At 38.3% G+C, this 13,891-nt stretch carries 12 protein-coding genes and 2 pseudogenes; 8 read left to right on the top strand and 6 right to left on the bottom strand.

Going from position 1 to position 13,891, the window contains the following annotated elements; genetic code table 11:
* Window positions 1-19 precede the first annotated feature (19 nt).
* The gene (ndhL, locus tag HUN01_RS07155; RefSeq protein ID WP_181930688.1) at window positions 20-232 is read right to left on the bottom strand and encodes an NAD(P)H-quinone oxidoreductase subunit L; all 213 of its coding nucleotides are present in this window, start codon (window positions 230-232) and stop codon (window positions 20-22) included.
* Window positions 233-1,271: 1,039 nt separating this feature from the next.
* Between ndhL and HUN01_RS07150 the strand changes: the two genes are divergently transcribed.
* Window positions 1,272-2,591, top strand: a complete 1,320-nt coding sequence (locus tag HUN01_RS07150) for a hypothetical protein (RefSeq protein WP_181930687.1) — start codon at window positions 1,272-1,274, stop codon at window positions 2,589-2,591.
* A gap of 6 nt (window positions 2,592-2,597) precedes the next feature.
* On the opposite strand, the gene HUN01_RS07145 is transcribed toward HUN01_RS07150, so the two are convergent.
* Entirely contained in the window at window positions 2,598-3,515 is a 918-nt protein-coding gene (locus HUN01_RS07145; protein WP_181930686.1) for a lysylphosphatidylglycerol synthase domain-containing protein, read from the bottom strand.
* Window positions 3,516-3,853: 338 nt separating this feature from the next.
* On the opposite strand from HUN01_RS07145, the gene HUN01_RS07140 reads away from it, so the two are divergent.
* Window positions 3,854-4,453 carry a hypothetical protein gene (locus HUN01_RS07140; protein ID WP_181930685.1) on the top strand — a complete coding sequence of 200 codons (600 nt, stop codon included), beginning with the start codon at window positions 3,854-3,856 and terminating at the stop codon, window positions 4,451-4,453.
* 425 nt (window positions 4,454-4,878) lie between these two features.
* Window positions 4,879-5,766: an aromatic ring-hydroxylating dioxygenase subunit alpha gene (locus HUN01_RS07135; protein WP_181930684.1), complete on the top strand. Its 888-nt coding sequence runs from the start codon at window positions 4,879-4,881 to the stop codon at window positions 5,764-5,766.
* Window positions 5,767-6,160: 394 nt separating this feature from the next.
* Here the strand turns inward: HUN01_RS07135 and HUN01_RS07130 are convergent, their stop codons facing one another.
* The gene (locus HUN01_RS07130) at window positions 6,161-6,352 is read right to left on the bottom strand and encodes a hypothetical protein (RefSeq protein WP_238846051.1); all 192 of its coding nucleotides are present in this window, start codon (window positions 6,350-6,352) and stop codon (window positions 6,161-6,163) included.
* A 685-nt stretch (window positions 6,353-7,037) separates the two neighbouring features.
* Here HUN01_RS07130 and HUN01_RS07125 point away from each other — a divergent pair.
* From HUN01_RS07125 to HUN01_RS07115, 3 genes are all read left to right on the top strand, one after another.
* Window positions 7,038-7,643 (top strand): DUF3038 domain-containing protein, encoded by a 606-nt coding sequence (locus tag HUN01_RS07125; RefSeq protein WP_069069205.1) that lies wholly within the window; start codon window positions 7,038-7,040, stop codon window positions 7,641-7,643.
* 213 nt (window positions 7,644-7,856) lie between these two features.
* Window positions 7,857-9,500, top strand: coding sequence for a DUF4335 domain-containing protein (locus HUN01_RS07120; protein WP_181930683.1), 1,644 nt, complete (start codon window positions 7,857-7,859; stop codon window positions 9,498-9,500).
* Between the two features lie 270 nt (window positions 9,501-9,770).
* Window positions 9,771-10,055: a YiaA/YiaB family inner membrane protein gene (locus HUN01_RS07115; protein ID WP_069069207.1), complete on the top strand. Its 285-nt coding sequence runs from the start codon at window positions 9,771-9,773 to the stop codon at window positions 10,053-10,055.
* 128 nt (window positions 10,056-10,183) lie between these two features.
* Here HUN01_RS07115 and HUN01_RS07110 read toward each other — a convergent pair whose 3' ends face one another.
* Genes HUN01_RS07110 through HUN01_RS07100 form a run of 3 tightly spaced genes read right to left on the bottom strand, consistent with a single transcriptional unit; the run spans window position 10,184 to window position 11,280 of the window.
* Window positions 10,184-10,645, bottom strand: coding sequence for a ferredoxin (locus HUN01_RS07110; protein ID WP_181930682.1), 462 nt, complete (start codon window positions 10,643-10,645; stop codon window positions 10,184-10,186).
* A complete protein-coding gene (locus HUN01_RS07105; protein WP_012406942.1) occupies window positions 10,645-11,031 on the bottom strand; it encodes a DUF1257 domain-containing protein in 387 nt (128 codons plus the stop codon). Before HUN01_RS07105 ends, HUN01_RS07110 begins: the two co-directional genes overlap by 1 nt.
* Window positions 11,032-11,070: 39 nt before the next feature.
* Window positions 11,071-11,280 (bottom strand): DUF2997 domain-containing protein, encoded by a 210-nt coding sequence (locus HUN01_RS07100; RefSeq protein WP_012406943.1) that lies wholly within the window; start codon window positions 11,278-11,280, stop codon window positions 11,071-11,073.
* Between the two features lie 695 nt (window positions 11,281-11,975).
* On the opposite strand from HUN01_RS07100, the pseudogene HUN01_RS36515 reads away from it, so the two are divergent.
* Together HUN01_RS36515 and HUN01_RS07090 are read left to right on the top strand one after the other, a co-directional pair.
* Window positions 11,976-12,647: pseudogene (locus HUN01_RS36515) on the top strand (SAM-dependent methyltransferase); the annotation flags it as partial.
* Window positions 12,648-12,746: 99 nt separating this feature from the next.
* Window positions 12,747-13,772: pseudogene (locus HUN01_RS07090) on the top strand (IS4 family transposase).
* Window positions 13,773-13,891 lie beyond the last annotated feature (119 nt).

Below are 13,891 nucleotides of genomic sequence, written 5' to 3'. Positions count from 1 at the left end.
TATGACCTACCAATTCTCGTTAAACTTGAACTTGTCGCCGTTGAGGTCGGAAATTTACAAACGGCGATAGAACCAACAGACCCGGAAAGAAGAAAAACACCAAAAAGTACATGAATACACGCTCGATGGAGCTAGCTACATACCAACGCTGCTTCAGGTACAGCAAGACAGCAATAGGGATTACCAAAAGGTAAGCTCCAGCCAAAATCAGATACAGCAGGGCGACAATCATAACTTTCAAGTCTTAAGCATCTGTTTTCCATCATAGGCTGAACAGCCTAACTGAGGGAAGTATAGTCATGATGCTTTTAATATCACTACGTCAAAATTCCTTTTTTTATCCAGATTGATTGATAAAAGCTAATTTTATGCTATTATCGTAAATCTACTAGCAAACAAATGCTTTAGTCATACAAGATGAGAAACTCATCTAGGTTGATTACGAATAAAACTTCCGATTTGGGAAGCGATCGCACAATCTAGAAAAAATATTTTCAATCTAGTTGGACAAAAGACACAATTGATGGTGGAATAGATAAGGCGGTATTTGCTGCCTCCAAAAAATAACTAGGTTTATATCTAGTTAATTACCAAACACCTGCGGGGGTGTGGCGGAATGGTAGACGCTACGGACTTAGATAACTGAGCCTTGAAGGAGAAATCCCTCAAGTGGAAGCTCTCAAACTCAGGGAAACCTAAATCTGGTGACAGACATGGCAATCCTGAGCCAAGCCGAAGAAAGTCCTGAGTCATGAGTGTTGAGTAAATTTAAAACTCCTAACTCTTAACTCATAACTGTTCGGAAGGTGCAGAGACCCGACGGGAGCTACCCTAACGTAAAGCCGAGGGTAAAGGGAGAGTCCAATTCTCAAAACCTGATTTGGCTATTGCCATCAGGTAGCAGTGAAAACTGCGGGAGGATGAAAATCCGTTGACCGTAATAGGTCGTGTGGGTTCAAGTCCCTCCACCCCCACTAAAAATTTAAAATACGGAAAAACTTCCATAAAAATTATGGGCGAGTTGTATCTAATCATAGATTAACTCGCCCATATCTTTATGCATGGTCTTTTATAGGTAAAATTAAGTAATTTCACTGAACTATTTCATGAAGTATTAAACAATTTGTCTTTAATACTTTATTTATAGTCTTAGTTAATCAAATTTATGTAAAAAGATTACTGAATCTCTGAAGAATAGATTGATACTACTGTTCACCAAGGTTAAGCTGGTAATAATATGAACAGGAAGCCTTTTTGTCCTGATAACTGAAATGACCGCTAATAGTTTATCAATCAGTCAGGAAAATCCCCATTGTGTTACGTCTAACTCTAGACAGCTAAATGTGCAAATTGCACAAGAGGAGGTTTATAGCTTCTTCGTGGAAATTGTCAAAAAACTGTCACCAGAGGATGTTTTACGGGAATTCAAAGGTTTATTTATAGACGGTCTTGATTCAGAGGATTCAGATTATATACCTGGAATATACAGCATTTTTTTAGATGATAACGAACAGGAATTATACAATACACTTAAACGGTGTTGCTACATCATAGTTAATAATTGGAAAAGTAACCGAAAAGACAAATATATCCAAGAATTAGTTAATTTATTTGTTAATGAAAATCTGAAGATAAAGACCAATAATCATCCAGTCGTAAAAATTTGTAAGAACTGGATAGAGAATTTTGTCAACAGCAAAGATTACCAAGAACTAAAATTATTTGCTACTAAATACGAGGAATCATCTAGAGGTCATTGGGCTAATCGCTATACATCCTATTTATTAATTGATCAATCTGTTAATAAAAATAATCCCATAGAGCAACAAGAGGCTGCTAGGAGGCTTTCTAAACAGATAAAAGACAAATTTAAGTTTGAACTAGCAATGTATATTGCTCGTTCTCAATCTGCTGTATCAAGCACGACACGCTATAAAAATCCCAGTGTTTTGGGAGACCAAGCTCTGAGGCTAATAAAAGCCATTGTCTTAAAAAGAGGTGTATTTAGCCATGAAAATATTGCCCATATATTTATCAAGCAAACTCAAAATCAAACTCTGGAAGAATTTAAAATAAATTTGGAAAAATATCTATTTTTTTCTGTAGAAAATCAAGAATCTGTAGAGAGTTGGAGGCAGAAATTTGCAGATAATTTATCCTTATGGAAAAAGAATTATAATCAAGAAATTATGACTAAAGAACTATTTTTGAGAACCTGTAATCGAGTTATTGATTGTTTGACAATAGAAAATGGAAAAGAGCCTTCATCATTATTTATACTATTAATTAACCAAGGTCATTCTCTAACATTGGTGATTATACTATTAAAGATTATTTTGATTTGTAAAAATTCTCGCAGACATTTAGAAACTCGGATTGCTCATCTGATTCGTTTTTATGAAAAGTATTCGGAAGAGGAATGTAAGGGAGTAATTAATTTTATGGAAATTTTTAATATCACGTTTGCAATTTATGCAGAAAACGTGGAATATAACTTGATTAAGATGGAAGAAGAACAAAGCAGTAATCCGCAGTTAAATCTGGATGGTTATCGTGTATTTTCACAGATGAAGGTAGATAGAAAAAAATGAGTTTTGTTATTTAGCAAGGCGTTCGTCTAACCAGGCGAGGCCAGCACCCGCAGTTTCAGCTAGAATACTAATGAGGCGATATAGAGCGATCGCACTAAATACTAGGGCAGATGGAAAGTGGTGTCGTAAAAGTTCATACGCAGTCACTTCAAATACACCTAATCCACCAGGCGCACCGGGTATGACAAGACCCAACAACCAAGCGCAACTAAAAGCCCCTAACAACAAAGGAATTTGATTCGCATTCAATGAATCCAGGGCGAAGATAGTTAGTATAAACCCAGTAGCGCGTAGTAGCATAAAGCCCAATTCTCCTAACAAAGGTCGTAGGGGGTAGCTTTTAAGACTGAAGGGAACAGTTGGTTCAATGGTAGCAGCAGACTTTTTTGCTTTTAATTTGTGTAAAAAGCGAATAACTGGGTTTAAAAACCAAGGATGAATCGCACAAAGGACTACAGCTAAACTCAGCAATTGTAGTATTTGCAAAACGAGGGTAGTATTCGCTGCCGCAAATTGGCTACTGCATAGGACAATGATGATTAAAGCAGCCGCTAGCATGAGTAGGGGTTCGAGCAAAACGCTTAAGGTGGCTGCACCAGCTGAAACATTAGCATTTTTGGCGGCGACAATTCGCCCGTAGTAATGCCAGATATTACCTGGTAAATACTTAGCTATGTTCGTTTTTAGGTAAACTTGGATGAATTGGGGAGATGATACAGGTTGATTTAACTCTTGTAGAATCCAAGTCCAGATCCAGCCTGCCCAGGTATGAGCTAGTAAAGTCACCCCTGTAGCGATCGCCATAATTGCCCATCCTACCTCATCAATGCGGATAGCAGTCACCTCAATCCAATTATCCTTCAGAGCTTTTCCCAAAAAAAACAGCGTTCCCCCCAAAATTATCCAGCGTAAAAATTGTTTCATGAATTTAGTAATTTAACGGTAGAGCAACAACGGCTAAATACCTCAAATCTTATGGTATATAAGCTATATATCCAAAGCTTTTTAAGTATCAAACAACTTGATGTAGTTCTTTTGACGACAACCATATTAACTTAGTTTATATCTCCCTATAGTTAGATAAAAATATTATTTTTGTACTAATTAAAATGTGACTTGCGCTAGATGTAAAACTCATTTAATTATTCATATCATTAATGAAAGTTATTATTTATGTCTGAAGACTTCGGATACAAAAATAATTCCAAATACCATCTTGGTTGAAGTTTAACTTAGTCACAAAAATGCAAGGAGTTAGAACTATGAAAAAAGCAATGAATTGGCTGAAAAACATCCGTCCCGTGAAAATTTTAACTGTTTTTTTAGCAGGAATATTTCTATTTATGGCGCAGGCTTGTGGTGCTCCGGGAGTAGCAACACAGCCACCACAACCTGGCGCTCAAGCACCTAATATCGAACGATCCGATTCCACAAAAGATTATCCTCTCTCTTCTCCCGCTGGTGGGATAAATAACTTTAGTGATGTAGATCCTAGAGCGAGAGATGAAAAGGCAGCAAATGACAGGGCTGAGGCGCTAGTGAAAAATGCTCAAAGAAACATTGAGCAAAAGGGAATTGACAGCCGAGAGCAATATAGCCGTAATTTTCAACAAGGTACACCTGTCGGTGAAAGAGTGAAGAATCTAGGTGAAGATATTGGTAGTTCCGCTGAGGAGTTACGGGAAGGTGTTGTTAAGGGGACTCAGCGTGGATTTGAAAATTTGAAGGGTAATACCCAGAATGCAGCCCAAGATTTGACGAAAAATGTTCAGCGTGGGACAGAAGATGCTGGTAAAAATGTTCAGCGCACAGCTGAAGATGCAGGCGACGCAGTAAAGGGGGCAGTTAGAAACGTTGATTGAAATTAGTCATTCAATCTCTTACAAGAATATGAAAGCGCCCACAGACCTTTAGTCTGGGGCTACCTAAACAAAGCCTGCCTACGCAGGCTTTTTTGAGTTTTAGATAATTAGTTAAGCGATGTAACAATCTGCAATAAAAGGATAAAGTATTATAAGCTACCGTTTTTAGCGATCGCGCTGAGTTTTTAAATGGTTGAACCACTACGCTTGGTTCGCTTAACCCAAAGTGCGGTTCTAGCGATCGCATCCAAATGAATAAGATACATTCATTTGCTTAGAATTGAACTAAACAGCAGTGTGATCCGTCAACTGAGAACAGATGTGTTTTATGTCTTAAACTGTTTTCGCAACATATCTCTCCTGAATTAATTTAAACTAGACTCACAAATTGCGATCGCACAATTGCTTTAATTCCAATTCTAAATATGGCTAAAACACCTTTGTTTTTAAGAAATACTTGGTACTATGCATTACCCAGTAAGCAGCTAAAATCTGGACAAATAATTTCAAAAACCCTCTTAAATGAGCTAATAATTTTTAGTCGCGATCGCTCAGGAACAGTTATTGCCAAGGTAAGCGAAACGAAAAGTTATCCAATACAAGAGGCGCAAGGAAATATTTGGATTTATATGTCAAATGATGAGACTTCCTTAATACTAGAAGAAATCCCACGAATCCCTGAGTTTGCCGATCAAAGCCACCAAGGCGTTGAGTCCATACGCTTTTCTTGTGATGTTGATCACGCCGTAGTCGGATTGATCGATCCTGCTCATATTGCTTTCGTTCACCAGGCGTGGTGGTGGCGTTCCCCTGAAACACTAAAGGAAGTAGTCAAAACCTTTGAACCATCTTTGTACGGCTTTACCATGCGAAAGCACCCACTAGAACAACAAACCTTGTTCTATCGCTTGATTGGACACAATCCACAGATTGAAATCTCATTCCGTTTACCAGGAATTCGTATTGAGCGGGTGTTCACTGATAAACATATGGTCTGTAACTTAACAGCAATTACTCCCATTTCCGAAACTGAGACTGAGGAAACAACTATGTTTTACACAACTTTACCTTGGTTTCCGATTCTCCAGCCATTGTTACTATGGTTTACGCGCAGTTTTCTCAATCAAGATCAAAAAATTTTGCTTAAACAACAAATCGGCTTGAAACATAATCCACCTTTAACTTTAGTTGGAGATGCCGATGCCCAAGCCCGTTGGTATTATAGATTGAAAGCAGAATTTGCTAAATCTCAAATACAGGGGCGTTCTTTTGTTAACCCAATTAAAGAAAAGACACTTCGATGGCGTAGTTAAACCTAATAATCTAACTTTTAAGTCAGCATTGATAAAGCCATTGACGTTTTTGGTAATTAAACTGTCAAGCTTTCAGGTGATTTCTCAAAATAATTTTACTTGTGAAGAGGGCGACCAGCCGTTCTCCACTAGGATGGAATGATGTTGTGTGGTAATTTTTATTCTGGAAATAACCTAAGTGCATTTTTAAAAGCTTTCACAACAATTCAACTTTCTAGCCCTAATTTCATCATCAGTAACGGCTGCGTCTCTCGAAGTAGGTAAATTAGTCACCTTAGCGTTACTCAGTTTTCGTTTCTAAATCACAAAAACCAATAATTTTATAGGCTTAAGCATCATCAGACGCACTAACTTTGATTAATTTATTTTTGACAAATTCTTGTTCTATAAATTCTCATGTTAACCCAGATGGGCCAAATCGCGTTTCTACCGGAACCCCATATTTCTCGTTAAAAGATTCAGCTACTTCTGTGAGGCTATCCCGTAAACTACCAGCACCGTATAACTTAACTGCTAATACCTGAGTTGGCAGAATTACACTGACAGCACAAGCTATCAGTGAAAAGGCAAAAAAATGCTTTTTCATCGTTATTATATTATTGCGTTACTATTACTACTCAGTGAGTTAGCCATTATCTCTACCCATCAAAGTAATAAATGAGTTTTGATATGTGCGTAGTTTGTGATTAAAGATATAATACCAACTAAGTTGGAAGTAATCAATTAGCCAACATCTTCAAACGCTGACTTGATAAAATTTTTCAGTTTGTCATCAGTTTTAAGAATGCATCAATCGTCCTGATGTTGCCCAGCCTGTCCTGAAATAACAGGCTGCACACAAGTGAAACTGCTGTCCAGCAGCAAGAAGCGCCTGTAGCAAACAGCCAAAATATTTGTATAGTAATTATGTATACATAAAGACCAATTAATAAACATCAAGAAATTTCAAAATTTAAACCCATAAACAAATTAAGAGGTATTCTACATAATTATTTGAGGGTAATTAGCAGTTAGCATTCAAAACAATTGTTTATTTATACTCTTGTACGGAGCTAGCAGCGAAAGTCAGGTAAACCTTAACTAGAATTGATAATTTTCTACTTTGTCAAAAATAAATTTTCATCTAGAGTAGGACAAAGATACCTGCTGTTTACCTCATATAAAAATCTAGCTGAAGCCTCTAGCTCATAGCTATGGGAAACCAAGCTTGATTCTTGAGAGTCTGGTTTCAAAATGGGTAACAGCAACATCCCCTATCAGCTTGATCACCTATGCTAAAAGTTATGCACTCGGCCGCCAACTCAGCCACTCCAAATTCCCAGTGGGAGGATTTAATCAAGCTTCCAGCCCCAAACACAGTTCAATGGGACAATATCAAAACCCAATTAGACTTGGTGCTGTTGGCCCTAGAAACCTTAACTGGGATTGGTTCAGAGGCAATGCTTTCGGCGGCAACTGATCTGAATTTAGAGTCAAGAGTGCCAGACCGCGTAGCTTTATGGCGACTGCGCCAATCAAATCCCCTACGCAAAGGTCAAGGAGGGCGAAAAAAGCTAGATGTTGAAGAAGCGCGATCGCTTGTTCTGATCATCTGCTACCTAGCCAAACAGCACCAGGAATTGATTCGCCGCGCTGTCGGACTGTTGGAACAAATGGCAGAAAATAACCGGGAACCTCACCAGGCTGCTTTACTTGGAGATTATATTGATGCTTTTTGCAACACCTACCAAGAGCGGATGGAAGAGGACGAGCAAATCTCAACGGATTTACTAACCAACCTGGCCCTAAAACTGCTTGTAGATTTACTTTTTTACAGTGCTCCTGGTGGGCATCGCCGTCTCTGGCTAGCACTTATAGACCGTTCAACAAAATTTTAAATTTTAGATTTGAAATTTCTCAACCAAAATTTGCTTGTGATTTGTTTGCTAGATCAGGAAACTTTTTTGATGGTCGTTAGCTCTTGGGCAATGGACTACGGAAGGAACCTGAGAAAGTTCTGAGTGGAGGAATCCGCTGTTGCAACTTTTCTTTGCAAGCAACTGGTTCAATTTTTTGCAAAATCCCAAATAGTCTTCTTCGCAGTTCCTGTCATGCCTCTATCAAATTCTGTCATTCGTTGCTATACCCCGCCGACTTGCACGCTAGAAGTATTCGCGCAAAGTTCACCTCTGTCCCGTTGGATGGGGAAAACTGTCCTCAAACACCTAAGCTTTGAGCTACGTTTTGATGATCCCCGACTACCAGAAGAACACAGAGTTCCAATTCGAGGCGATCGCGAACAACTCGAAGCTTTATGTGATGCCGTCACCAGCTATGTACAAGAATTCCTCCAACAGTCTCCAGAAAGCTTTTGGGTCAGTTTCTCCGGTACTCAAGAGTCAAACACAGCACTGGATGAGCCGGAATTAAAGTCTTCAACAAAAACATTAAATTCCTTTAGTACCCAGATTCCAGGAGCAAATATTCACTTAGAACCCAGCAGCTATTTAACTCACAATTTATTTCTTGGTTCTCTCGCCAATCACTCATCTGGCCCCGTAATTAAACTCAGTCTGCTGCAACTATTTGATTTGGCAAGTGCTTTAGATGAATACTCAACTGATGTCATGGCACTCCCAACTCTCAACAGCACGAGTTCAACTCTGAGATTCCCAGCTTGGGCACCTATTGCCGCAGTATTAGTGTTAGGTATAGGTTTTTTACCAGTTACTTGGCAATATGCTAATACCATTAGGGAAAAGCAACAGCAGACAGCCAAAACATCAGATCCAGAAGCGATAAAGGCTGCTTTAGAACCTTCACCCTCACTAAACTTTCCCACGCCTGAATCCGGGATCACTCTTCCATCAGATAATTTGCTAGGTTCCACCCCTCCACTTTCCACATCTAGTTTGCCTCAAGCACCCTTAACAGCACCTAATTCTAGTTTCTCTACATCGCCATCTCTACTTCCAAATAATGCACTGACAATACCTCCAGGGACGACTTCAACCCTTCCCACTAATGGAGCGACGAGCTTCTCTACGAGACGCTCCGCGATTCCTAACGCACTATCGAGCAAAATCCCAGGTCAGGAAATTGCCATATTACCAAATCTGGGACAGAACTCTACAGGAGCAAATCCTCAAGCTGGTACTCTCCCTCAGCTGCGGAATTTGCCACCCAGATTATCTTCTAATGCAGGCAGCTTACCAACTAATATCTCACCAGTAGTTCCCCCATCTCTTGGCAATATACCCAATAATAGTGCTGGCAATACCCCTACCCAACCACCCTCACTAAGTTCACAACAGCTAGATGAAAGAATCAATTCTCTACAGCAACCTTCTCCTGGAGAAAAACCTGCTTCACAACTTCCCTCCTCTAGAACTGCGGATAATAATCCCTTTATCGATCAATTAGGGGACGGACGCAAACCCCCCACGTCCACAGAAGTGGCTACTGGCACATTATTTGATACACCTCAAATAGCAGAAGCTAGAGAATACCTCAAAAAACGTTGGCAACCACCCACTGGTCTAGGACAAACATTAGAGTACAGCTTGATAGTCAGCGTTGACGGCACAGTTGAACGAATTTTTCCCCTTAATAAGCCCGCAAGAGAATTCGTTGATAGCACTGGGATGCCTGAAGTGGGTAAACCTTTTGTTTCCCCTAATAGAGGCGGACAAAATGTCAGAATTCGAGTTGTTCTCAGTCCTGATGGCAAAGTACAGACTTTTCCAGATGAATAAGTAAACTAATCTGTTTAATGCCACTTGTAAAACTGGTACAAACTTTGTGCCAGTTTTTATTTAATCCAATTGCTCTTGAGCTTGCTTTTTGGAGTACAGTTATCAAACTGGTCTTACTATTGATACCAGTAAACCTACTTATCAATACAATTACTGTTAACACCAATTCTCTAAAACAAAACTATCTGATACAAATTTAGAGGTTGAGATTAAATCTTATACTTCTTAATTACGAATTGGTACGAATAACTCATATCAAAGATAAGAAATATGCAAACAATTGGTACTCAAAAAGACAGTCCAGCTTGGGTTATTCAAACTTGGGCAGCTTTTGTGATTTCTATTTCTATGACTACCTTCGGTATTGTAAATTTACCTGTGAACAGTTGGGTGAAAGGATTTATGGGTATGGGTTTAGCTTTTTCTGTTGGCTCAACTTTTACTTTGGCAAAAACTACTAGAGACTTGCACGAAACTAGAAGATTAACTGCTAGGTTAGACGAGGCGAAAGTAGAAAAACTGCTTTCACAACACGATCCTCTAAATTTAAAATGAAGCTAGTCACAGCAATTTTGGATTAAAAGGCTTTACTAAAAAGATGTTAGAAATTAACTATATTACGAAAAAGTAAAGGACTGGATATACCAGTCCTTTATTATATTGATTTAACGTTTGTTTTTATCTTAATAACGGGATTTTTTGGTCTTTAACTTTTGCTTTTTACGCCGACGTTCGCTAGCAGCCACAGCCTGTTCTACCGGATAACCCACTACAGGAATTACCTGATATTTGCGCTCCTCTTCTAAGTTTTTCAGAACAGTGTAATCAACCCAATGAATACAATCAACTGGACACGTGTCAATTGCTTCTTGGATAATTTCCTCAGCGTCCCCATCTTGGCGAACCACGCGCGATCGCCCGTAATCTGGTTCAATGTAGAAGGTGTTACGCGCAACATGAGCGCAATGCTTGCAACCAATACAGGTGATTTCGTCAACATAAACACCATTTTGGCGCAGCACACCGCCCAATTCCGGTTCCAAACCAGAACGTTCTGGGGCATCTCGTAAAAAACCCCCTAGTTCTGGTTCCAAACCGGAACGGTTATCTTCTTGTTCTTCCGGCGACGGCAGAAAATCAGCCATTACGCACTCCAGCGCTGTACTACCAGGCGAATTGAACCATCTTCATTTTTTTGTTGTTCAGAAACTTGAAAACCAACACGAGCTGTTTCTTTCACAACTGTTTGATAAGCATAGCGCTGTGTTACTTGGCGCAAAAATCCGTCCACAGACAGGTCTTGTTGCCAATATTGCAAGTCAGCCACCAGTTCATATTCCTTGCCATTCCATCTAAAACCGATGTCATAGCCATTTTCCTGCTCAATACTAACTTCCGCAGGATGGGTTTGACCGCGATAGCCACGGACTTCGCGTGGGCCGGGTTTCCAGTCTACGCCCAATTCAGTCAAAGCATCTTTCAAAGAATCAAGGTTACGGATTTGAGTCTTAATTTGGCTAAAGTGTGACATGGTGGTTGTGAATTAATAACACTAAACTACTGTGAAAACTTACCAATCGCTGTAAGTGGTGTGTGTATTCGCCACATTAGATTGCTGCACCTTCGCGGCGAAATATTCTGAGGTTGGCTCATGATTAAGTACTTGCCCCAACTGTGCCTCTATTGCTGCTGTAACCTCAGCGCAAGAAGCACCCACAATGCCAGTGACTTTCTCTTGTACCCGACCGTCTGGATAAATTATGAACTCTAATGTCTCCATTCTTTTGGCCAACCAGGATAAGTACGCTTAAATTGTACTGCCTTAGCAGAAGGCTACAAATATAGCCGTAGGAACATTTTTACTTAGATAAAAACCTGCCATTTGTTAATTAATGTTCCATCTTTCAACATATATATCTCAGAATCTTTACAAAACTTATTAATATTATAAGCAGATGCATCAGTATTTAGTTAGTTTCTCTTAACCTTCTTGATTAGTCAAGGTAAGAGCTGAAGGTAGCTAGGTAAGCTGCAAAAGTCCTAAGAATAAGCGTTAGAGGTAGTATAGCCAGCAAGAGAATTCACAAAAATATAAAATTTCTTGAAAAACTTTATTATTACCATTCGATTTACTTTATTCTCTTCTGGGTAGGTTGGATGCAATGCTGTATCATTCTAGAGCAAGATAGTGGGGTATACGTAGGTATTGTATTAAGTCTTTGATATAGTGATTTTAGTTAGCATCGGGTGTGAAGGGATTTTTAAACTGCGATCGCTGAAAGCGTTGGCGCAGCCATCGCTATTTTCTGCCATTGGTGAGATTTACCACGATCGCTGCTGTGTTTAAAGGTAGAAATTCCTTGACAGTTGTAAAAGAACTTAACGTGCTTCAGAATGATTGCCGTCTATCAGTGAATAAAACATTTTAATTTTATTATTATCCTGTTTAATAAGTCTATTTACGAGGTAAATTCTATGGCAATGCTTTTAGAGAAAGTAGTTCCTTTTGGGAGGTCGATGGATGAATATATAAAAATATTCAATTTAACAAATGCAGATTTAAATAAAAGCATTATTGGGATTGGGGATGGGCCAGCAAGCTTTAATGCAGAAATGACACGTCAGGGTAAAAGTGTAGTTTCTGTTGACCCACTCTATCAATTTTCCAGTGATGAAATATTGCAAAGATTTAATGAAGTGGTAGATAACATAATTAACCAAGTCAAGGCTACATCGAATGATTGGGTATGGAGCTATCATAAATCCCCGGATGATTTGCGACAAAATCGAGTCAAAGTTATTCAAGAATTTCTGTCTGATTATGAAACTGGCAAAAAGAGTAATAGATATACAGTTGGTGAATTACCAAAATTGGCTTATGATAATCAAGAATTTGATATAGCTCTTTGTTCGCATTTATTATTTTTATATTCAGACCATCTCGATTACGATTTTCACTTAAATTCAGTAGGTGAGATGTTGCGTATTGCTAAAGAAGTCAGAATATTTCCCTTAATAACTTTAATGTGGAAACATTCACAACATTTAGATGAAATAGTTAAATATTACACTTCAAAAGGTTACAAAATAGATATTGAAAAGGTTGAATACGAACTACAGCCTGGTGGAAACCAGATGTTGAAGATAACCAGATATGCAGAAGTGTTGAACGGTAAGAAAAATCCGATAAAAATAGCCCAAAATATGGTATTTTTGGGCGAAGGCTTAAACTATATTAGTTTGATTGTGATTATAAATTCATTTCCCAAAATTGTCAAAGATATCTTGAAAAGCCTGCCAAAAAATGATTATCCAGTATTGAATAGTCGTCTATTCTTTGAGTGCTGGCTATCCTATGCTCTGGATAATAGCTTAACAAGTATGCGAGATTTATTTAAGAGATTAAACAATACAGGATTTGAGGTAGATATTTCTACTTTTTCTAAAGCAAATTTACATCGAAGCCAAAAACAATTTCAAGGAATTTACCAAAAATTAAATGAATTAGTACAGAAGAAAATTCACAAAAAAATTACACGATAAATATGCTATTTGTCCTATTGATTCAACAATTATTACCCTGACAAGTAAATTGTTATGGGTTTTGGGTCATCATCAAGTCAAACTTTTTAGTTCTTTGAATTTAGCTACAGGTAGCCCAGAAGATAACTTGATCAATTTTGGACATGATCATGATTATAAATTTGGTTCCAAGATGATGTCTAGTCTCCCAACTAATGCTGTAGGGGTAATGGATAGAGGCTTTGCGGGATTAAAATTCATTCAAGAATTGGTACAAGAAAACAAATATTTTGTTTTGCGGATTAAAAAACAATTTCGTTACTAGAATTTGAGGATGCAACTGGATTAGTCAAAGTAGGTGCATCTGATGAGGCTATTGCCTATAGAGTCATTAATTTTTGTGATTTAGAAACGAAAACTGAGTTCCGCTTAGTGACTAATTTACCAAAGTCGGGAGATGCAGCTGTTAATGATGATGAAATTAGGGATATTTATCGATTACGTTGGGGAGTTGAACTCTTGTGGAAGTTTTTAAAGATGCACTTAAAACTTGACAAATTAATTACCAAAAACGTCAACGGTATCACCATACAAATTTACGTTAGTTTAATAGCTTATCTGATTTTACAGCTTTTATCTATTCCCGCACAATGGGGACATACACTATTAGATAAATTCCGCTATTTGCAATCTTGTATGTGTCAGAAAATCAGCTATGTTCATTGGTTTGAGGAGATGATGTTATGTTGACTAATTTAGCCTTTTTAGAGTTAGTGTAACTATCTATGTAAAGTTTTGTATCAGCATTCAACATTTCTGCCAGATATGTTATGTAATTCGTATCTATAAAAAATTGGTATAACCATCCG

The organism is Nostoc edaphicum CCNP1411, from assembly GCF_014023275.1.
Lineage (GTDB): Bacteria > Cyanobacteriota > Cyanobacteriia > Cyanobacteriales > Nostocaceae > Nostoc > Nostoc edaphicum_A.
Note: the sequence above shows the minus strand (reverse complement) of the source record. Positions and strands in the feature narration are given on the sequence as shown.